General features: G+C 40.9%; 21 protein-coding genes. 19 read left to right on the top strand and 2 right to left on the bottom strand.

The features are described 5' to 3' along the window. The first annotated feature begins 17 nt into the window (after positions 1-17). The 9 genes from tuaB (at position 18) to AAYR28_RS16320 (ending at position 10448) form a co-directional block, all read left to right on the top strand. Positions 18-1469: a teichuronic acid biosynthesis protein TuaB gene (tuaB, locus tag AAYR28_RS16360; RefSeq protein WP_065214833.1), complete on the top strand. Its 1452-nt coding sequence runs from the start codon at positions 18-20 to the stop codon at positions 1467-1469. Continuing rightward, on the top strand, positions 1466-2650 hold the full coding sequence (gene tuaC / locus AAYR28_RS16355) for a teichuronic acid biosynthesis protein TuaC (protein ID WP_120207801.1): 1185 nt from the start codon (positions 1466-1468) through the stop codon (positions 2648-2650). The genes tuaB and tuaC overlap by 4 nt, the downstream gene beginning before the upstream one ends. 79 nt (positions 2651-2729) lie before the next feature. After that, complete coding sequence (gene tuaD / locus AAYR28_RS16350; RefSeq protein ID WP_034281112.1) at positions 2730-4067, top strand: UDP-glucose 6-dehydrogenase TuaD; 1338 nt, start codon at positions 2730-2732, stop codon at positions 4065-4067. A 14-nt stretch (positions 4068-4081) separates the two neighbouring features. After that, entirely contained in the window at positions 4082-5011 is a 930-nt protein-coding gene (locus tag AAYR28_RS16345; RefSeq protein ID WP_024423632.1) for an NAD-dependent epimerase/dehydratase family protein, read from the top strand. A 39-nt stretch (positions 5012-5050) separates the two neighbouring features. Then, the gene (gene tuaE, locus AAYR28_RS16340) at positions 5051-6511 is read left to right on the top strand and encodes a teichuronic acid biosynthesis protein TuaE (protein WP_345808887.1); all 1461 of its coding nucleotides are present in this window, start codon (positions 5051-5053) and stop codon (positions 6509-6511) included. A gap of 61 nt (positions 6512-6572) precedes the next feature. Continuing rightward, the gene (tuaF, locus tag AAYR28_RS16335; protein ID WP_048237565.1) at positions 6573-7250 is read left to right on the top strand and encodes a teichuronic acid biosynthesis protein TuaF; all 678 of its coding nucleotides are present in this window, start codon (positions 6573-6575) and stop codon (positions 7248-7250) included. 24 nt (positions 7251-7274) lie between these two features. Then, a complete protein-coding gene (tuaG, locus tag AAYR28_RS16330) occupies positions 7275-8030 on the top strand; it encodes a teichuronic acid biosynthesis protein TuaG (protein ID WP_034281105.1) in 756 nt (251 codons plus the stop codon). A 19-nt stretch (positions 8031-8049) separates the two neighbouring features. Then, positions 8050-9246: a teichuronic acid biosynthesis protein TuaH gene (tuaH, locus tag AAYR28_RS16325; RefSeq protein WP_034281445.1), complete on the top strand. Its 1197-nt coding sequence runs from the start codon at positions 8050-8052 to the stop codon at positions 9244-9246. A gap of 134 nt (positions 9247-9380) precedes the next feature. Further along, positions 9381-10448, top strand: coding sequence for a glycosyltransferase family 4 protein (locus tag AAYR28_RS16320; RefSeq protein ID WP_024423627.1), 1068 nt, complete (start codon positions 9381-9383; stop codon positions 10446-10448). A gap of 35 nt (positions 10449-10483) precedes the next feature. Here AAYR28_RS16320 and AAYR28_RS16315 read toward each other — a convergent pair whose 3' ends face one another. Continuing rightward, positions 10484-11575, bottom strand: coding sequence for an LCP family protein (locus tag AAYR28_RS16315; RefSeq protein ID WP_034281103.1), 1092 nt, complete (start codon positions 11573-11575; stop codon positions 10484-10486). After that, on the bottom strand, positions 11560-12228 hold the full coding sequence (locus tag AAYR28_RS16310; protein WP_012011434.1) for a YigZ family protein: 669 nt from the start codon (positions 12226-12228) through the stop codon (positions 11560-11562). The genes AAYR28_RS16315 and AAYR28_RS16310 overlap by 16 nt, the downstream gene beginning before the upstream one ends. A gap of 220 nt (positions 12229-12448) precedes the next feature. On the opposite strand from AAYR28_RS16310, the gene AAYR28_RS16305 reads away from it, so the two are divergent. The 10 genes from AAYR28_RS16305 (at position 12449) to flgK (ending at position 20835) form a co-directional block, all read left to right on the top strand. After that, positions 12449-13624 carry a sensor histidine kinase gene (locus AAYR28_RS16305; protein WP_003213166.1) on the top strand — a complete coding sequence of 392 codons (1176 nt, stop codon included), beginning with the start codon at positions 12449-12451 and terminating at the stop codon, positions 13622-13624. Between the two features lie 64 nt (positions 13625-13688). Next, on the top strand, positions 13689-14378 hold the full coding sequence (gene degU / locus AAYR28_RS16300; RefSeq protein WP_008348273.1) for a two-component system response regulator DegU: 690 nt from the start codon (positions 13689-13691) through the stop codon (positions 14376-14378). 215 nt (positions 14379-14593) lie between these two features. Then, entirely contained in the window at positions 14594-15436 is an 843-nt protein-coding gene (locus tag AAYR28_RS16295) for a DegV family protein (RefSeq protein ID WP_024423625.1), read from the top strand. 120 nt (positions 15437-15556) lie between these two features. After that, entirely contained in the window at positions 15557-16954 is a 1398-nt protein-coding gene (locus tag AAYR28_RS16290) for a DEAD/DEAH box helicase (RefSeq protein ID WP_142925562.1), read from the top strand. A gap of 48 nt (positions 16955-17002) precedes the next feature. Then, on the top strand, positions 17003-17296 hold the full coding sequence (locus AAYR28_RS16285; RefSeq protein ID WP_024423623.1) for a late competence development ComFB family protein: 294 nt from the start codon (positions 17003-17005) through the stop codon (positions 17294-17296). A gap of 26 nt (positions 17297-17322) precedes the next feature. After that, positions 17323-17979 (top strand): ComF family protein, encoded by a 657-nt coding sequence (locus tag AAYR28_RS16280; RefSeq protein ID WP_251232415.1) that lies wholly within the window; start codon positions 17323-17325, stop codon positions 17977-17979. A gap of 56 nt (positions 17980-18035) precedes the next feature. Then, positions 18036-18455: a TIGR03826 family flagellar region protein gene (locus AAYR28_RS16275; RefSeq protein WP_120207796.1), complete on the top strand. Its 420-nt coding sequence runs from the start codon at positions 18036-18038 to the stop codon at positions 18453-18455. A gap of 79 nt (positions 18456-18534) precedes the next feature. After that, positions 18535-18798: a flagellar biosynthesis anti-sigma factor FlgM gene (flgM, locus tag AAYR28_RS16270; protein WP_024423620.1), complete on the top strand. Its 264-nt coding sequence runs from the start codon at positions 18535-18537 to the stop codon at positions 18796-18798. A gap of 18 nt (positions 18799-18816) precedes the next feature. After that, positions 18817-19299 (top strand): flagellar protein FlgN, encoded by a 483-nt coding sequence (locus tag AAYR28_RS16265; RefSeq protein ID WP_024423619.1) that lies wholly within the window; start codon positions 18817-18819, stop codon positions 19297-19299. 15 nt (positions 19300-19314) lie between these two features. Next, positions 19315-20835, top strand: coding sequence for a flagellar hook-associated protein FlgK (gene flgK / locus AAYR28_RS16260; RefSeq protein ID WP_024423618.1), 1521 nt, complete (start codon positions 19315-19317; stop codon positions 20833-20835). Position 20836 lies beyond the last annotated feature (1 nt).

Here is a 20836-nt window from a genome sequence, read left to right as displayed (position 1 = left end):
TAAAGTAGGGAAGAGAAATGGCAAGTATGAAAAAACGCATGCTAGGCGGGGCAAAATGGACAAGCTTGTCCGCATTGATCATCACCATTATCCAAATCGCACAGTTCGCCTTTTTAGGGAACGTGATGTCACTCAAGGAGTTTGGACTTGTTGGCATGATCACAACTGTCACAATATTTACGCAGATTTTGCTTGATCTAGGAATTGGGGCAGCGATCATTCAAAAGGAACAAACGACAGAACGTCAATTATCTACATTATATTGGATCAACTTGCTCACAGGGATTATCTTGTTTTGTCTGCTCATTCTGCTAAGCCCAATGATAGCCGCTTTTTATAACCGGCCAGAGCTAGAGGGTCTGCTCAAGCTATTATCGATCATGTTTCTAATTGCACCGATTGGCCAGCAGTACCAGTATATGATGCAAAAAGACTTAGCCTTTAAAACATTAAGCATCATTGAAGCGATTGCGACCATCATATCGCTGCTCGTTTTACTCGTTTTCGCCTTCTTCATGAATCCGATTGTCGCCTATGTCATCTCTCAAGTGCTGCTGCAATCAGGAAAAGGTCTCATGTATGCAGCAGCTTATTGGAAGAAGTGGCGTCCATCACCTGTTTTTGCATTAGGAGAAGTAAAGGGATTTTTCTCATTCGGTGCATTCCAGCTCGCATCCAGACTGGTCAACCGAGCAGGATCAAACATCGACATGATTTTAATCGGCCGGTTTCTTGGAGCGGAAGCGTTAGGTATTTACAGCTTGGCGTATCAAATTGTGACAATACCCGTGCTGAAGATAAATCCGATTGTGACGAGAGTGGCTTTCCCAGTTTTCGCAAAAAGTCAGCAGGATCACTCCATGCTGCGAGAGGGCTTCCTAAGTATGACGAATATGCTCGCATTGGTTAGTTTTCCATTATTAATCGGCCTTGCTGCCGTATCAGACAGTTTTATAGAAGTCGTGTTTGGAGAGAAATGGCTAGTAGCGGTCCCGGTTTTAAATATATTGTGTATTGTCGGCCTGCTGCGTGTGCTGATGAATCCAAACGGTTCAATACTTCTTGCAAAAGGGAGAGCGGACTTAGCCTTTTATTGGGATACGGGGATGCTCATCGTGTATGGCTGCGCATTATATGCAGGTGTGACTACAGGCAGTCTGCTCACAGTAGCTTGGATCTACTCAGGTGTCAGCCTGCTCAACTTTATTGTCGGCAGATGGCTCATGGCATATGTCATTCAGCTTGATATGAAGGTGTATTTAAAATCACTTGGAAAACCTGCTGTCATGACGCTGCTCATGGCTGTCTGTGCGGTAGCTTTACATCAAGGGATGAAGCTGACGACAGCAGATATTTCACTTCAATTACTACTGACTGTTTGTGTCAGTGCTGCATTGTATGGCTTGCTGCTCATCAAAATGTATCCGCAGGCTGCAGGCAAATTATTGAGAAGAGGTCGTTCGTCATGAAGGTGTTATGGCTGACAAGTGTATATCCTAGTGAAAAACATCCGAGTGAGGGCGTGTTTCATGAAACGCAAGTGCAGGAGCTGCTCAAACAAGGAATAGAAGTGACTGTCATTTGCCCAAATCCAGTGAATCCACCGGTTTTACGGATGCTGAAGGCATCCTATCGGCAGAAAAGGGATCTGCCTGAACAGGAAGTGAGAAGCGGAGTGACAGTTTACAGACCGCCTTATCCAGCGCTCCCAGGACAGCTGAAATGGGCGCAGCCGAGTAAACGAATAGCGGCTTCCGTTCTCAGAGCAATGCAGCGTCATCAGCTGTCACCAGATTTTATCCATGCGCACTTTGCAATGCCGTCTGGCGGAGCGGCGGCTGTTATTCAGAAAGAAACGAAAATCCCTTATCTTCTGACCTTGCACGGCAGTGATGTGAACGTATATCCGAACTATAGCAAAGGGGCACAGGCAGCCTTTGAAACGGCGGTGAGGCAGGCATCTGCTGTTCTGACAGTGAGTGAGGAGCTGGCTAAAAAGACAAATGAGATGACGAAGGTAGAAGCAAAATGTCTTCCGCTTGGTATTCCGCTCCGATCATTTTCCAGAACGGAAGAAGGTCAAGAAGGCATCAGAAAGCACTTAGGTTTACCGCTTCAAGATAAGCTCGTTGTTTTCGTCGGGCGTTTAGTGAAAGAGAAGGGCTTGCTTGAATTAGCTGATGCTGTCAGCAGCATGGATGGGGTGAAAGCAGTCTTTGTTGGAAAAGGCCCCCTTGCAATGGAGCTCACAGAACGGGCGGGAGCATCTATTATACTCCCAGGCCAGGTGCCGAATGAGCAGGTGAGAGACTACTTAATGGCAGCTGATCTGTTTGCACTCCCTTCCTACAGTGAAGGAATGCCAACCGTCGTTCTAGAAGCGCTCGCTTTAAAGGTACCTGTCATTGCAACAAGGGTTGGTGGTCTCCCATCCTTATTTTCAACCTATCAACACCTGCTCGTTGAACCGCGTTCGACGCGTCAGCTGAAAGAGGCGATTCACGCCTGCCTTTATGAAAACAGCTGGAATGAAGAAGTGAAGAACGTTCTTCATGAAATAGTTCATACAGAATATTCATCAGAACATAATGCGAAGCATCTCATCCAGCAATATGAGAAGGTGCTCAATCAATCAACATCCATCGTTTAAACAAGATGAAATGTGCAAAGAATGATAGATAGATAAACAGCTTGGAACGGACAATATGCTTTTACTGAGAGGATGAAAAATGTTGAAGAAAATTGCTGTGATTGGAACAGGTTATGTCGGGTTAGTATCGGGTACTTGTTTTGCTGATATCGGAAATCGTGTCATCTGCTGTGACATTGATGAATCAAAAATCAACAGCTTAAAAAGTGGTGTCGTTCCCATTTATGAACCAGGTTTAAAGGAATTGATTGAAAAGAATACAGAAGAAGGAAGACTGTTTTTTACAACGAATATTCCTGCAGCTATTAGGGAATCAGAGATTATCTATATTGCCGTAGGGACACCGATGACACCACAGGGGGAAGCAGATTTAACGTATGTGAAGGCTGTCGCTCAAACGATCGGTGAACACATGAATGGATATAAAATCATCGTCAATAAAAGCACAGTTCCCGTTGGAACAGGCCGTCTCGTTCAAGCCATTGTGGAAAAGGCATCGCGCAGCAAATATCCTTTTGACGTCGTATCCAATCCAGAGTTTCTCCGAGAAGGCTCAGCGATTCAAGACACGATGAATATGGAGCGGGCGGTCATTGGTTCGACCAGCACTCATGCCTCTACCATCATCAAAAGACTGCATGATCCGTTTCAAACAGAGGTTGTAGAGACCAACTTAGAAAGTGCTGAAATGATTAAGTATGCTGCAAATGCCATGCTTGCCACAAAAATCTCATTTATTAATGACATTGCAAATATTTGCGAAAGGGTAGGCGCTGACGTTGAAAAAGTCAGTGAAGGAGTTGGATTAGACAGCCGAATCGGGCATAAATTTTTAAAAGCAGGCATTGGATTTGGAGGTTCTTGTTTCCCGAAAGACACGATGGCTCTTCTCAAAATTGCCGAAACATCCGGGTACCGGTTCAAACTGATCGAATCTGTCATTGAAACGAACAACAACCAAAGAGCCCACCTTGTCAGCAAATTGATGAGTGTGTTCGGTGATATTAAAGGAAAAACCATTTCTGTCTTAGGCCTCGCCTTTAAACCGAATACGAATGATATGCGTTCAGCGCCTGCACTAGATATTATCCCAATGCTGAGAGAGCTGGGGGCTTTTGTGAAAGCCTATGATCCGATTGCTTATGTAGAAGCTGAACGTGAGCTTGGCCCGCAGGCGATCTTCAGCAATGATCTGTATGAAACAGTAAAAGATACGGATGCCTGTCTCATCCTAACAGAATGGGATGACGTACAGAAGATGGATAAAGACCAGATCAAGCAGCTGCTTCGTTCACCGATTGTAATTGATGGAAGGAATTTGTTTGATCCAGCAGAAATGAAAGAGAGAGGATTTATTTACCAGTCTATCGGCCGCCCGAGTGTATGGGAAGCAGAATTGGTATCGAAGGCACAATAACAGGGGGAGCTTGGATGAAGAAAGTATTGGTTACTGGGGGAAGCGGATTTATTGGATCACATACGGTCGAGGCTTTACTAGAAAAAGGCTATGAGCCCATCGTTCTTGATAACTTTTCAACTGGATCTCGAGAAAATATTGCCCATCTTTCCGTGCAATGCATGGAGGCAGATGTTACAAAGCCAGCGACGATTGATTTGATCAAACAAATCGCACCGGATTATATCATTCACCTTGCAGCACAAGTAAGTGTAGCCGTTTCCGTTCAGGATTTCGTATATGACGAAGAAGTTAATATAAAAGGATCTCTGCACGTCATGAAAGCCGCGGCTGAAGCAGGAGTGGAGAAAGTGATCTTTGCCTCATCAGCAGCTGTCTATGGAGACCCGGTGTATCTGCCAGTGGACACCGCTCACCGGCTGAAGCCTGGTTCACCATATGGCTTAGCAAAACTGACAGTAGAGCGCTATTTAGAAATGGCAAAATCACTCTATGATGTGGACTATTGTATTCTCAGATACAGCAATGTATATGGTCCGCGCCAAGACGCACTTGGAGAAGGCGGTGTTGTCTCTATTTTCTCTGATAAGTTTGCAAAGGATGAAGCCCCTTTTATCTTTGGAGATGGGGAACAAACAAGAGACTTCATCTATGTGGGTGATCTAGCGGCAGCGAATGTTGCGGCTTTAACAGCCCAATCAAACGTTTGTTTAAATATCTCGTGTGGTGATTCCATCACTGTAAATGAACTGTTTCAAACGATGAAACGGGTAACGAGATCACAGCTTGAACCGATTTACAAGCCGCAGCGTGCAGGAGATATCGTGCATAGTACATTGGCAAATGAGGAAACGAAACAAGTCTTAGCATGGGAGCCTGTTGTGAGTTTACAGGAAGGTTTGGCTCGTACCATTTCCTACTATAAACAGGAAGTCAAGGCTTAATCCCTCAAATCGGATGGGTTGCTTAGGAGGAAAATGGGTATGAGTGTGAAACAAACAGCATGGCAAATCATGATCGGTTGTATATTATTTGCAGCAGGGCTAGGACTTGTACAAATGGCGTCTGCGCAGCCCGCCGGGTTAAAAAAGATCGTCGCCATTCCGGTCCTGCTTTTGGTTCTGACAGCTTTTCTCGTGTTAATGAAGCTATACATGAACGGTGAGCAAGTGTTCATGTCAGCCATATATCTTTTAATTGCATTGACCTTTCTCAACAACGCTTTCTTTTCAATTAGTGCCGGGTTCTTTAGTCTTTTTCTCTACCGTATCATGCTCATTGCCGCCTTTGCTTTATTTATATGGCGGATGAGAGATAAGGGAACGTACATATCGCAGTGGCAGCAGATTCGTGTAAAAGGCATTCTTGGTTTTTTCGCTGCATGGTTTCTTTACGGGCTCATCTCACTGCTGTGGGCTCATTCGGTGACAGACGGTCTCAAATATATGTCCCTGCTTGCTATGGGGATGGGTTTTGTCTTTCTTGTGGTCATGTACATTCAGCGAATGGATCAAGTGGTCACCTTTTACAGCATTTGGCTCGTCATGACTGTATTTGTCATGGGGATAGGGTTTTATAATCACTTTACTTTGAACCATTTACCGAATACTTCACTGTATCTTGGGCCGGCGTATAAACAGCACTATCCTACAGCTGTCTTTTTTAATCAAAATGACTTTGCGACGTTTTTATCGATTAGCTTTTTCTTGTATTTAGCGTGTATGCGGCAAATGAAAAATGGTTATATCAAAGCATTTGGATTATTTGGCGCCATCGCAGCACTGTATCTCATTTTGTTAACAGAATCCCGCGCGAGCCTGCTTGGCATATTTGCAGGAGCGGCCATCTATGTGTGGCTGCTCATGCCGCGCTTTCTCAAAAAGTGGTCACTCATCGCAGCAGGCGGACTTGGTGTCATCTGTATCGCTGTTTTTTCAGCCAAGATTTATTCAGTCTTTTATGACTTGTTTCTCGCTTCTCAGGTCGCGCATTCTTTTAGTGAACCACTCCCATCCAACATTGCGAGAGCGAATTTGATCAAAAATGCATGGCATTTCTTTACGGATTCATACGGGTTTGGTGTCGGAGCGGGTAATGTGTCTTACTACTTAGCCCACTTTTCGATCTTTGATACAGATCAAGTCGTTGAAGTGCACAATTGGCTGCTGGAAGTGATGACGAACTTTGGATTTGCGGTCATGCTGGGCTATATCTCCGTCTACGCTTATCTCATGTTTACGCTGTATAAACTATACCAATGGGCTGACACAAGATCGGCAAAAATGATCATTGAAGGTTTGTTTGCTGCCATGCTGAGCTTTCTCGTTTCAAGTATCAGTCCTAGTTCGGTCTCGAATTTATATTTCCACTGGGTCTTTTTAGGGCTCGTAATCGTAGCGGTGAATATGTTGAAAAACAAACAGCTCTTGGTAAACCGTGTGTGATGCTGCGCTGGTATGGCTACACTAATGAAAAAGCAAATACGTCAATGTTGGGAGAATGAACATGTCTGGTTTCATATCTAGAATAGGGAAGCGAATCAAAAAGTATATCGTATGGCTCGTGCTGCTGCCTGTCGTATTAGGCGCTTTTGGATTCTTTTTTGCTAAAGGAACAGCGCAGCAGTCTAGTTACACAGCTGCCGTTACCCTCACACTTGGTAAATATGATGACGGAGTGTATAACAATATCGCAGAAGTGACATCTCTATTAAAAAGCGATGCATTTTTGAATGAAGCACTCAGTGATGTTAAAGAAGAAGAAAGGCAGGATGTGAAAAGCCGCCTCATCCTCACCAATCAATCAGATACACAATTACAGCTGTCTTTCACAGATGCTGATAAGGATCATGCTTTAGCTGTCGTGAAGCAGGTGTCGGATACATTTCTGAAGCAAGACAAAGCATTATTTACAAAAAGGCAGCAGGTGATTGAAAGTAGATTATCTGCTCTAGAAGACGAATCTGTCAGCAACGATTCCAAAGTAGATAAAGAACGATTTTTATATGAATTGGAGTCTACAAAGCTTGGAATGAAGCAGGCGAAGATTGTTGATCCTGCCCAAGTTCTTGATGAAGGCAATAAAGGCATGTCAGCGAAAAAGCGGGCACTGCTTGGACTTGTCATTGGCTTTAGCATCTCGCTCATGTTTGTGGTCTTACCCGAAGTGTTCAAAGAATCTTAATGATGAACTGGAGATGAGTCTTAGGTGAACAATCAACCGTTAGTATCAATCATTACACCGGCCTATAATGCGGAACGTTATTTAACGGATACAGTTCATTCCGTCCTTGCCCAAACCTATTCTAATTGGGAACTGATCATCGCAGATGATTGTTCAACAGATGGAACAAGGAAGCTGCTTGGGGACTTAAGTGAAGCAGACGACAGAATCAACGTCATTTATTTAGAGCAAAATGGGGGAGCTGCCATCGCCAGAAACGCAGCCATCAAACAGGCAAAAGGCCGCTTTATCGCTTTTTTAGACAGTGATGATAAGTGGAAAGAGACGAAACTCGAAAAGCAGGTAGACTTCATGCTGACAAACGATTATGCCTTTACATTCACGGCATATGACATCATTGCAGAAAATGGAGAACCGTTAGAAAAAACTGTCACTGCACCAGCAAGATTAACTTATGATGAAGCTTTGAAAAATACCATTATCGGCTGTTTAACGGTGATGCTTGATGTACAGAAGATAGGACATGTAGAAATGCCGAACATCCGCACAAGACAGGATTTAGCTACATGGCTGTCCATATTAAAAAGAGGATTTACAGCCTATGGCATGAGTGAACCGCTCAGTGAATACCGCATCGTTGGAAACTCGATCTCTAGTAACAAGTGGAAAGCAGCGAAAAAAACGTGGTTCGTCTACAGAGAAATTGAGCAGCTTCATTTTGTCAAAGCATCTTGGTGTTTTATGCACTATGCGACAAATGCTGTGAAGAAGCGCTTATAAACAGAAGGGAAAAAAGGTGATAAAGGTGAAAGCAGACTCGATCATACATGTTATCGTAGCGACGGGAGAATGGGGACAGGACGGCCTGAGGTACAGACGGCATCGACTGGCGGAATTTCTAGCATCTGATCCAGAAACGAAAGAGGTCATCTGGGTATGTCCATCTGCATCCCGTCACACAGCTCCCTTTCAGCCCATAACCGATCGAATGAAGCAATTGACCATTCCTGATGTGCTCAAGAGCAAATTTTTCCGCTTTGGCCGATATCAAGACATGTTCTATATTCATAAATTGTCCCCTCTTCTTGAGCATTTGCGGCAGGAGGAAAAGAAGGGAATCGCTGTTTGCTTATGGTATACGTTTCCGGGTTTTCCGCTCTTATCTTCTTTATTTGAATGGAAACATATTGTCTATGATTGCAGTGACCTGTGGGGAGAGCCGATAAGCGGCAAAAATAATTTGCTTTCTTATATGAGGCAGCGTGTCATTGTGAAAGCAGAAAATCGAATCATCAAATACGCACACAGCATTACATGTTCTTCTCAATACTTACACGATCAAATCAAAAGGCGTCTCATGGGTGAACCGAAAGATGTCTTTACAGTTGAAAATGGCGTCGAGTACGATGTGTTTGCAAAAAGCAATCTTCCATGTAAGGAGGATGTGCTGCAAGGTAGAGAAGGAACTGTTCTTGGTTTTATTGGAGGCATCAAGCCGAAGCTGGATTTTGACATGATAGCAGAAGCTGCCCGCATGCAGCCTGATTGGACATTTTTATTTGTCGGTCCGGATGGAACAAATGGTGACCCATCTTTTCAGCATGCACTTAAACTGCCGAATGTGATTTGGACAGGTGCTGTTGCACCAGAAGAAGTGCCTGCGTATATGAAGCTGATTGATGTAGGCATGATGCCATACAAACAATCTCCTTACAATCAAGCTGTGTTTCCGCTCAAGCTATATGAATTTTTAGCCGCAGGAATACCGGTTGTTGGTTTAAATCTTCCGTCAACGGAAAGGCTAAAAGAGAATGATGTGTATGAATATTTAGAAGGCGAGGATCCTGCGCTCTTCGTAGAAGCCTGCCAAAAAGTGATCAGCAAAAAAGACGACATGACCTATAGACATCTAAGACAAAGCCGTGCGAAGAAAAAAGATTGGCACGCGCTGTTCACAAACATGGTGGAACTAACGAATATTAAAGAAAACGCATAATTCATCAGGGATTGTGCGTTTTTATTTGTTTCTTCTTCACAGGGGGAGCTTGTGATCATCCTCTATTCAATTGTATAATGGAAAGAGCGGCCAATATACAAAATACAGATTTCAATTTAGAAGGAGACTGACCTATGGATTACGAACGCGCCTTATTAGCGTTTTTTGTCTCTCTGGCTACAGTTTTAATTGTGACACCAATCGTCAAAAAGTTTGCAATTAAGATTGGTGCAGTGGACCAGCCGAATAAACGAAAAGTTCATGATAAAGTAATGCCTCGAATGGGCGGTTTGGCAATTTTTATTGGGGTAGCGGCTGGAGCATTAGCAGGCGGGCTGTTTCTACATAATAAAATTACAGCAATTTCAGTTGGTGCCGTACTTATCGTCATTCTAGGTATATTTGATGATAAATATAATTTAAGTGCAAGATTTAAATTTCTCGTACAAGTTCTTGTTGCTTGTCTGATTGTAAGCACAGGCTTAAAAATGGACTTTTTCTCTGTTCCTTTCTTAACAGATCGAATTGAGTTAGGCTGGATGGCATATCCCCTAACCGTGTTATGGATTGTCGGAATCACAAATGCTATTAATTTAATTGACGGCCTTGATGGACTGGCTGCCGGTATTTCTGTCATCGGTTTATCAACCATTGCCGTGATGGCATTTTCAGCTGATAAAATTTTGATTCTTTCATTATCACTTGTTGTCATTGGCAGTACCATTGGCTTTCTCTTTTACAACTTTCATCCAGCGAAGATTTTTATGGGTGACACCGGTTCGCTTTTTTTAGGCTATATGATTTCGGTACTGTCACTATTAGGTCTGTACAAAAGTGTCACTTTGTTTAGTGTTGTTGTCCCAGTGATCATCTTAGGTGTCCCTATTTTCGATACCACTTTTGCCATCATTAGACGAATATTAAACAAACAGCCGATTTCAGCACCTGACAAATCTCATATTCATCATAGACTGATGGCCTTTGGCTTGTCCCATCGCATGGCTGTCATCGTGATTTATATGATTGGCTTAGTCTTTAGCTTAAGTGCCATTTTGCTGACAAGTGCCACCATATGGTTATCACTGATTATTATCTTTTTACTGGTCATGTTCATGCAAGTGATTGCGGAAGTCACAGGCTTGGTGAATGAAGAGTTTAAACCATTTACGAAATTTTATAAACGAATGGTCAAAAGACAATAAAAAACAGCCCGTTCCTAGGAACTGGGCTGTTTTTATTATTGTCCAGGTGTGCTGGTCGAAGAGTTAGGTGTATCACTTGTCCCCGTTTCACCAGAGGACGGATTGGTTTGTGAATCTGTTTCAGTTGAAGATTCAGCAGGCAGCTTTAAATGCGTGCGTAATTCATTTTGTACGTTAGCTAAATTGGTCGGATCTGGCTCAAAGTAATACGTGCGATTTGGCCCTAAATAAAGGTCTGATCCCTTAATAGAAAGAGTTTCTGTGTCGTCTCCTTTAAATCCGCTGTAGATTTGCTGAAGCGCAAGACCTTCTGTGATACGGAAATTGGTCGTAATGTGATCACTGACTTCTTTCGCAATGTTATCGACGTTCGCAATGTTATTTGGCTTCGCCATTTGATCAATCATTGCACGTAAAATTTGTTTCTGACGATCGTTACGTCCGAAATCACCGCGTGGATCTTGTTTTCTCATCCGTGCGTAAGCAAGTGCTTCTTCCCCGTTTAAATGCATATTGCCTTTTTTGAAGTAAATCTTTTTCGATTTTTTAACATCACTTTTTTCATTGAAGTCAAATGGAACATCGATATCAATTCCGCCGACTTCATCAATGACATCCTTGAATCCGTCAAAATCAACGGTTGCATACTTATCAATCGGAATATGCAAGAATTGTTCGACAGTTTCGATCGTTTCGTCTTTACCACCTTTAGCAAATGCTGCATTGATCTTTTCTTTACTTCCTGTTGTATCACTTGCAAGCTGTACGCGTGTGTCACGAGGAATACTAACCATTTTCATCGTTTTGTCTTGGGGGTTTATCGTTGCGACAATGAGTGAATCTGAACGGCCATGATCACCCTTTGTGGCATAATCCTCAATTCCGACAAATAGTACAGAGAAAGGTTTTTTCTTAATATCAATGACAGCATCACGAAGATTCGATTTCTCTCCACGGTTTAGTTCATCATATGTTTTGTCAGCAGCTTGAAGAGTATTGACGATTTTATATACTGCAAATCCGCCCATGCAGATGATAAGAAGCAAAAATAAGACCAGAATACGTTTGATAATTCTCTTCTTCTTACTCTTTTTCTTTCGTACACGCACTTTTACTCGTTGTGCCATTCATCTGTCTCCTTTATCGGACCAATGTCCTTTTCTAAATAAATAAGTTCGCCTTCTTTTGTAACACTCTTTCCATTTGTCAGCTCAGTCATCCACTCAATGAACTGCTCTGTTTGTGTTTCTTCGACATATGTCTCAAAAATAACATCTTCTGCATAATGGATTTCTTTTAGCTGAAAAGATGAGGCTCTAAGCTCATTCTCTACCTTTCCAAGCCATGTATAATCTATTGTTGTGTGCATTGTACGCATTAAACAGCGCTCTACCATTCCAACATGGTTGATAGCTTCTGATACAGATTTTCCGTAGGCACGAATCAATCCACCGGCACCAAGCTTGATACCGCCGAAATAACGAGTGACCACAACGACTGTATCTTTCAGCTTCCGTTTTTTTAGCACTTCAAGCATTGGCACACCTGCTGTACCGCTTGGTTCACCATCATCATTCGCCTTTTGAATCAGGTCATGTTCACCAATGAGATAGGCTGAACAATTATGTGTGGCATTCCAATGTTGTTTTTTAATGGATTGTATAAATGCTTGTGCTTCTTCTTCTGAGACAGCACGCTGTATATGACAAATAAAACGTGATTTTTCAATGACGATCTCATGCTCGCCACGACTTTTTACTGTAAGATAGCGATTCAGCAAAAGACATACCCTCCTGACAAGCAAATTGTAAGACTAGTGAAAATTTGCATTGGTTTTAGAATTTTACAGCGTATTTTGTTATGATGATAGGAGCGGAAAAAGGGTCGTCATAAAAACTTCATGATTATACGCATTCTTTCATTATAATTCGACATAAAATGCAGATCAATGACATTTATAATAAAAAAAGATGACATCACTGTTACGGGAGGGAAAAGCCATGACAACACCCAAAATGGATCCGAAATTATTGGATTCAATCATCATGAAAATGCTAAGTACAGTTGATGGCAGCAAGGACGAAGTATTTAGAATAGGCGAACAGTCCCGTCAACAATATGAAAGCCTAGTAGAAGAGCTGAAGCAAATCAAACAGCAAGTAAACGAAGTAATTGATTTTGGGGATAAGCTGGAAGTCCATACAAGACATGCTAGAAACCGCTTATCTGAGGTCAGCAGAAACTTCAACAAATTCAGCGAAGAAGAAATACGTGAGGCCTACGAAAAAGCACATAACTTGCAAGTGGAACTCACCATGATCCAGCAGCGTGAGAAGCAGCTGAGAGAAAGAAGAGACGATCTGGAAAGACGATTATTAAGCTTACAAGACGTCATTGAACGTTCTGAAACGCTTGTGAGTCAGATTACAGTGGTTCTCAACTATCTCAACCAGGATTTACGCCAGGTCGGCGTTTTACTTGAAGATGCTCAGGCAAAACAAGATTTTGGTCTCAGAATTATTGAAGCCCAAGAAGAAGAACGCAAAAGAGTGTCTCGGGAAATTCATGACGGCCCTGCTCAAATGCTGGCCAATGTGATGATGCGTTCCGAATTAATTGAACGGATTTTTAGAGACCGCGGTACAGAAGAAGGTTTTAAAGAAATTAGAAGTCTCAGACAGAATGTGCGAAATGCACTGTACGAAGTGAGAAGAATCATTTATGATTTAAGACCGATGGCTTTAGATGATTTGGGTCTGATTCCGACACTGAGAAAATACTTAAACACAATTGAAGAATATGATGGAAAAACCAAAATTACGTTCCAATGCCTAGGTGATACAGAAAGCGAAAGAATTGCTTCTCAATTTGAAGTAGCACTGTTTAGACTAGCCCAAGAAGCTGTCACAAATTCATTAAAACATTCTGAAGCTGAAGAAATCTCTGTCAAAGTAGAAGTAACGAAAGACTTTGTGACCTTAATTATTAAAGATGATGGAAAAGGCTTTGATATGAAAGATGTGAAAACAAACAAAAACAAATCCTTCGGTTTACTTGGCATGAAAGAACGCGTAGACTTACTGGAAGGTAAAATGACCATAGACTCAAAAATAGGTCTAGGGACATTCATCATGATTCGCGTGCCATTAACATTGCAAAATAAAATTGTAAAATAGAGTCAAAAGACATATTGACCATAAAGTTCAGGTGTAGAACAATAAACATGGGGAGGCGTAGCTTGTGACTAAAGTAAATATTGTAATTATTGATGACCACCAATTATTCCGTGAAGGTGTCAAACGGATTTTAGATTTTGAACCTACTTTTGAAGTAGTTGCAGAAGGAGACGACGGTGACGAAGCTGCACGTATCGTAGAACACTATCATCCGGATGTTGTCATTATGGACATTAATATGCCGAATGTAAATGGTGTTGAGGCTACAAAGCAGCTTGTTGAGCTTTATCCCGAATCAAAAGTCATTATTCTATCTATTCATGACGATGAAAACTATGTAACACATGCATTGAAAACAGGGGCGAGAGGCTACCTGTTAAAAGAAATGGATGCAGACACACTCATCGAAGCAGTGAAAGTTGTAGCTGACGGAGGCTCTTATTTACACCCGAAAGTCACTCATAACTTAGTAAATGAATTCCGACGCCTAGCGACTAGCGGCGTTTCAGCACATCCACAGCATGAGGTATATCCTGAAATTCGCAGACCACTTCATATCTTAACTAGACGTGAATGTGAAGTTCTTCAAATGTTAGCTGACGGAAAGAGCAACAGAGGAATCGGTGAATCGCTCTTTATTAGTGAGAAAACAGTTAAAAACCACGTGAGTAACATTTTGCAAAAAATGAATGTAAACGACCGTACACAAGCTGTTGTTGTAGCTATTAAAAACGGCTGGGTAGAAATGAGATAGTGTTCCGGACAAGTACTCCTTTTTCGCCTGTTTTTATTCTCTCACATTTTAGGTGAAGGGAAATGATAGACAGGGTAAGGATTCTTTTTCGGATATAGAGGGCTTGCCTATTGATTAGGCAGGCTTTTTTGATTACTATTATAAATCTAATGAAAAAATGATCATTCTTTTAAAATAAAAAAGAGTAACTTAACGAATAAGGAAGGTATTTAAGAATGAAAATAGCCGTTGTAACAGACAGTACTGCTTATCTACCACAAGAGCTGCGTGATAAACATAATATTCATATGATCCCCCTTAACGTCATCTTCGGCAGTGAATCATACCGTGAAGAAATAGAAATGGACTGGAAGACATATTATGAAGAAATCAAAAAACACAAAGATCTTCCAACAACCTCTCAGCCTGCTTTCGGTGAATTAATAGCCTTATATGAAAAACTAAGTGAAACATACGACGCCGTGATTAGTATCCACCTTTCAAGTGGAATTAGTGGAACGTATAATAGTGCGGTCTCAGCGAATGATCTAGTTGACGGGATTGATATTTACCCGTTTGATACAGAAACAAGCTGTATGGCACAAGGTTTTTATGTGTTAGAAGCTGCTGAAAAAATCCAAGAAGGTGCTTCTTTAGAAGAAGTGTTAGCACATCTAAATTACCTGAAAGAAAGTCAGCGGGCGTATTTTATGGTAGACGATTTAACTCATTTGCAAAGAGGCGGCAGATTAAATGGTGCTCAGGCTTTTATTGGAAGCCTCTTAAAGGTAAAACCTATTTTGCATTTTGACAACAAGCTAATTGTTCCTTTTGAGAAGATTCGCACACGTAAAAAAGCCATTTCACGTATTTTTGAATTATTTGATGAAGATGCATCACGTGGTGTTCCGATGAGAGCAACACTGATACATGGTAATAGAGAAGAAGAAGCAGAAGAATTAATTGCGCACTTATCAGAAAAATATCCTCATGTTGAATTTTATAAAAGCTACTTTGGTGCCGTAATCGGCACCCATCTAGGTGAAGGCTCTTTAGCTCTTGGCTGGGTGATTAGATAATTCCTAAAAAACCTCTTTTCGTATGGAAAAGAGGTTTTGTTTTTTGATTTTAACTGTTGGACGAAAGGTCATGTCTTTGCGCATAATAGCCAAACATCAATTGAAAGGTGTTTGGTGAAGATGAATATGGACAAAGCAATGGAACTAATGGGGCAGCTGCATTCACGCCATCTGCTCACCGTTGAAACAAAGTGCCCGCAGTCCAATTTAGATTGGCTGGAGGAGAAGGGCTTAGTCAATCGGTCTCCAGCCATTGAGAGGAAAGCAAATGGTTTTACATGCTGCCGGTGCGGTGTATCACACAAGCGGTATTTCGCTCATTCTCCATGTGAAGTGTGTCAAAAGGATTGTGTGTACTGTAGATCATGCATCATGATGGGAAAAGCAGCAGAATGTGGGTTTCTTTATGAATGGACAGGTCCACAAATGGTAGAAACAGGTCGAGCCGAATTAACATGGCAGGGAGAGCTGTCTAAAGGACAAAAAAGAGCGTCAGAAAGAATGATTGAAGCTATTAAAAACAAATTTGATCTACTTGTTTGGGCGGTTTGCGGAGCAGGGAAAACGGAAGTGCTTTTTCACGGAATCGAATATGCATTAAATCAAGGAATGAGTGTCTGTATTGCGACACCTAGAACAGATGTTGTGCTTGAACTCGAACCGCGGCTTAGAAAAGCATTTCAAGGGGTGATAATTACCGTACTTTATGGAGGCAGTTCTCAAAGGTTTCAAATAGCACCGCTTGTGATCACCACAACCCACCAGCTGATGAGATACAAAAATGCTTTTGATGTGCTCATTGTAGATGAAGTCGATGCCTTCCCTTATTCAATGGATGAGCGACTCCAATTTGCTGTTCTAAAGGCGATGAGAAAGAACGGAGGGGTTAGGATTTATTTAAGTGCGACACCCTCTAAAAAAATGACGAGAGAGGTTTCTCGCGGAAAACTGGAAGCGATGAAAGTTCCTTTGCGTTTTCACGAGCACCCATTACCCGTACCGACCTTTCATTGGATCGGACATTGGAAAAAGAAATTAAAAAAGAACCAACTGCCCCCTAAAGTGATGAATTGGATGCAGAGACATATTGCAAATAAGAGAAGAATATTACTTTTTGTTCCTTCAATTGCTGTCATGAAGAAGGTAACGAAGATTCTTCGAGAACAATCCTTAAACGTGGAGGGAGTATCTGCCGATGATCCGGATAGGAAACAAAAGGTTCAGCACTTTAGAGATTACGTATACGATGTACTAGTTACAACCACTATTCTAGAAAGAGGCGTAACCATTCCAAATGTTCAAGTGGGGGTACTAGGTTCGGAATCTACTATTTTTACAGAGAGTGCACTTGTTCAGATTTCTGGACGGGTAGGCAGACATCCGGATTATTGTACAGGAGATGTTTTCCTTTTTCATTTTGGTTTAACGAGAAGTATGAAACAAGCAAAGAAGCATATCGCAAAAATGAATGATACGGCTGCAAAAGAGTTTTCTGAAAAACAGTGTGGGTTCAACTAAATCATGGTACATTATATTCACAATACACAAATGGCAGGAGAGACAAATATGCTACTCAATGCAAAAGAAATACTACTCAAGGAAATTCTCAATCAATATCTCAACCAATTAAACATGATTTGTCATTGTGAAAAGTGTATGGAAGATGTATTAGCGATTTCACTGAATCAAGTGAAACCACAATATATAACAGATATCGATAAAATATCTTACAGTAAATCTGAGATGGTGGATAAACAGAAGAATACTGCGATGCTGGTCATTCTGACAGAAGCAGCTTCCAAGGTTTCCGCATTTCCAAGGTGTGAAAATCGTCTGCTGCTGAACAAGGAAACCAATTGATTTGTCAAATTTGCGAGGGACATTTTGTGCCTGCTTTTACATGGAAATCATTCCTACTATTAAATGATGATCGTCTTTGTGTAGCATGTAAGAATCACTTAGTAAAGATTGAACGTCCTATTTGTCCAACATGCGGAAGGGCGCAGTCAAATGACCAATTATGCCAGGACTGTAAGAGTTGGAATGAACGCTCTGATTCTATTAAAGTCCTTGTAAAAAATAGGTCAGTTTATACTTACAGCGAGTTGATGAAAGATGTCCTTGCCCGCTTTAAATTTCGGGGTGATACGGCTTTAGCTGAGCTGTTTAAAAGAGATGTACAAGCAGCATTTAAACATTCCTTCTGCATAAAAGACCCATTGCTGATACCGATCCCTTTAAGTCATGAAAGACTAAAAGAAAGAGGATTTAATCAGTCCGTGATAATCGCTTCTTTGCTAGATAAGCCAATATTGCAGCCACTCGTGAAAATACATCAAAGTAAGCAGTCTAAAAAAAAGAAAAATGAACGCCTAGATCAAAAAGGATTGTTTCAAATCAAGCAAACAGATGCGGTTGTTCAAAGGGATATTATATTAGTTGATGATATCTATACAACGGGAGCAACCATCTATGATGCGGCAAGAATTTTGAAAGACGCAGGTGCTAAAAGTGTTTCTTCTTTTACGTTGATACGTAGTTAAAAATCATGATAATTAACCGATAATAAGAAAAGAAAATAACGTAAGGGGTTTTGGTTATGAATCAATTGGCAAACTGTCCACAATGTAATCAGCTATTTTTAAAAACCACCATCCAAACGGTTTGTAACAAATGCTTTGAAGAAGAAGAACGTTCTTTTGATATCGTATATAAATTCTTGAGAAAACAAAGTAATAGACAATCAACTATTGCTGAAATAGTAGAAGCAACAGACGTTGATGAAGAATTAATCTTGAAATTTATTCGTTTGAAAAGACTGCAAATTAGTCAATTTCCAAATATTAATTTTCCTTGTGAAAGATGTGGCAAAGCGATCAGGAAAAACAAGCTATGCAGCCAATGTGAACAGGATATTCATTTGCAAATCAGCCAAATGAACCAAGAAGAGGAGCGTAAAAGGGAGATTGAATCTAGGAAAAAAGACACCTATTATGCCATTAATCCTAAAAACGACTGATTCCCTAAACTAAGTTGCAGTTTGGTCGATAAAATGGATAGAATCAAGACAGACTGTAACGGAAAGCGAGAGGAATCCCGTGAAAATTAATCGATATGGAACACAACCAGTAAATCCTTACAAGAAAACATATGAGAAACAAACGTTGCAATCGAATCAAGCTAAATCAACTGATAAAGTCGAAATTTCTAAAAAGGCAATCGAAATGCAAAAGGTGCCGAATATTATGAGAGAACGCCAAGATAAAATTGACCAAATTAAAAAAAGCATTGAAGCCGGAACATATCAAGTAGATACAAAAGGCATTGCAGATAAAATGCTGAATTTTTATAAACAACAATAACAAAAGGGAGCAGCGTGAATGTCAGTTAAAATAATTATTGAAGAACTGCATCGTCTCTATGGATTGCATGAACAGCTTTTAAAGTTGTCTAAGGATAAAACAGAAATGCTGAAAAGCAATGAGATTGATGCTCTTTCAGAGGTCCTGAATTTAGAGCAAAAGTATATTCAGGCCATTTCTCAATTAGAAGAAAAACGAATTGAAGCGACCGTTCAATTTTTACAAAGTGATCAATCACCAACCATCACTGCATGTATCGAAAAGGCTGAAGGTACAGATCAAGAAGAGCTCATTTCATTATATGAGAAACTAAATGACATCATGGTGGAACTAAAAGATGTAAATGAACTGAACAAGCAGCTTATTCAGCAGTCACTTCAATTTATTTCACTGACATTCGATCTCGTTAACCCTAATAAAGAAAATATGAATTACGGACAAAATGGTCTTGAGAGTTCAAAGCCTAAACAGCAAAGGGCTTTGTTTGATTCAAAGGCGTAAACAAGGAGGATACCAATGGGTTCTACATTCATGGGACTAGAAACGGCAAAAAGAGGCATCACAGCCCAGCGTGCAGGGCTTTATGTCACATCAAACAACGTCTCCAATGCAAATACGGAGGGCTACTCAAGACAAAGAGTGACCTTTAAAGCAGAAAATCCTTATCCAGTCATTTCTGTTTATGACGGCAAAACGTATGGCCAAATGGGGACAGGTGTACAAGTTGGAACCGTTGAAAGAATTCGAGACAGCTTTTTAGATCTACAATACAGAGATCATAATAATAACTTATCTTACTACTCAACGAAGTCAGATGCCCTTTCACAGATGGAAGGGGTTATGAATGATTTGACGGATGAGGGCTTGAACAGAGCTTTTGATAATCTATGGAAATCATTACAGGTCTTATCGGAATCAAAAAATGCTGATACGGCTTCTGCACGTACAGTTGTTAAAACAAGTGCACAGGCTTTAGTTGACCAATTCCGTCTGCTCAATTCTTCTTTAACAACGATACAAAAGAATTTAAAAACGGAACTCGATTCAACAGCCAAAGATGTAAACACTCTTTTATCTCAAATAGATGAAGTGAACAAACAGATTGCAGCAGTTGAGCCAAATGGATATCTTCCAAATGATCTTTATGATACACGTGATACTTTGGTCGATCAATTATCCTCACTTGTTGATATTAAGGTCAGCTACAATCCACCTGGCGGTAATGCACTCAAAATTGCTGAAGGAACTGTCAACATCGACATTATCGGTGCAAATGGACAATCTGCTGGAAACATTTTGAATGGTATTACGAACGAAAAGTCTGAACTGCAAATCTCTTACGATAATACAACGGGACTTGTTAACTCACTTCAGTTCGGAACAACAACAATTGCAGCGGATCAATTACAAGTGAACGGTAAAGTAAAAGCACTTGTTGAAGCTTATGGCTACATGTCAAACGGTGCTGAAAAAGGCATGTATCCAGATATGCTTGCAGAGCTGGATGAAGTAGCAAAAGTATTCATGGATACATTTAACGATGTACATAAGCAGGGGTACACGTTAAATGGTGCAAGTGGACAAGACTTTTTTGATATCGAAAATAACAATGAGTTGAATAAAGGTTTGGCAGCTCGTATTAAAGTGAGCGATGTCATTTTAGCATCAACAGATAATATTGCTGCATCTCTCAATCAAACACAAGGTGACGGTTCGAATGCTACGAAATTAGCTAATATACAAGACTTAAAGTTACCAATCGGCGGAAATACAACGACAATTCAGGATTATTACCAAAATGTGATTGCTGAGATGGGGGTACAAGGGAAAAAGAACATGACGCTTGAAAGCAGTTCAGCTGCTCTTGTCAATTCAGCCAATGAACGTAGAATGTCGACTAGCGCTGTCTCCATTGATGAAGAAATGACGAATATGATCCAATTTCAGCATGCATATAATGCGGCTGCGAGAATTATGACATTACAAGATGAAGTATTGGATAAGGTCATAAACGGCATGGGTGTCGTAGGAAGGTAGG

The organism is Bacillus safensis (assembly GCF_039619585.1).
In the GTDB taxonomy this organism is placed as follows: Bacteria; Bacillota; Bacilli; order Bacillales; family Bacillaceae; genus Bacillus; species Bacillus safensis.
Note: the sequence above shows the minus strand (reverse complement) of the source record. Positions and strands in the feature narration are given on the sequence as shown.

Excerpts from the sequence above, each read along its gene's own strand:
- tuaB (WP_065214833.1), top strand. The coding sequence starts at position 18 with ATGGCAAGTATGAAAAAACGCATGCTAGGCGGGGCAAAATGGACAAGC.
- tuaC (WP_120207801.1), top strand. The coding sequence starts at position 1,466 with ATGAAGGTGTTATGGCTGACAAGTGTATATCCTAGTGAAAAACATCCG.
- tuaD (WP_034281112.1), top strand. The coding sequence starts at position 2,730 with ATGTTGAAGAAAATTGCTGTGATTGGAACAGGTTATGTCGGGTTAGTA.
- AAYR28_RS16345 (WP_024423632.1), top strand. The coding sequence starts at position 4,082 with ATGAAGAAAGTATTGGTTACTGGGGGAAGCGGATTTATTGGATCACAT.
- tuaE (WP_345808887.1), top strand. The coding sequence starts at position 5,051 with ATGAGTGTGAAACAAACAGCATGGCAAATCATGATCGGTTGTATATTA.
- tuaF (WP_048237565.1), top strand. The coding sequence starts at position 6,573 with ATGTCTGGTTTCATATCTAGAATAGGGAAGCGAATCAAAAAGTATATC.
- AAYR28_RS16320 (WP_024423627.1), top strand. The coding sequence starts at position 9,381 with ATGGATTACGAACGCGCCTTATTAGCGTTTTTTGTCTCTCTGGCTACA.
- AAYR28_RS16315 (WP_034281103.1), bottom strand. The coding sequence starts at position 11,575 with ATGGCACAACGAGTAAAAGTGCGTGTACGAAAGAAAAAGAGTAAGAAG.
- AAYR28_RS16305 (WP_003213166.1), top strand. The coding sequence starts at position 12,449 with ATGACAACACCCAAAATGGATCCGAAATTATTGGATTCAATCATCATG.
- AAYR28_RS16295 (WP_024423625.1), top strand. The coding sequence starts at position 14,594 with ATGAAAATAGCCGTTGTAACAGACAGTACTGCTTATCTACCACAAGAG.
- AAYR28_RS16290 (WP_142925562.1), top strand. The coding sequence starts at position 15,557 with ATGAATATGGACAAAGCAATGGAACTAATGGGGCAGCTGCATTCACGC.
- AAYR28_RS16285 (WP_024423623.1), top strand. The coding sequence starts at position 17,003 with ATGCTACTCAATGCAAAAGAAATACTACTCAAGGAAATTCTCAATCAA.
- AAYR28_RS16275 (WP_120207796.1), top strand. The coding sequence starts at position 18,036 with ATGAATCAATTGGCAAACTGTCCACAATGTAATCAGCTATTTTTAAAA.
- AAYR28_RS16265 (WP_024423619.1), top strand. The coding sequence starts at position 18,817 with ATGTCAGTTAAAATAATTATTGAAGAACTGCATCGTCTCTATGGATTG.
- flgK (WP_024423618.1), top strand. The coding sequence starts at position 19,315 with ATGGGTTCTACATTCATGGGACTAGAAACGGCAAAAAGAGGCATCACA.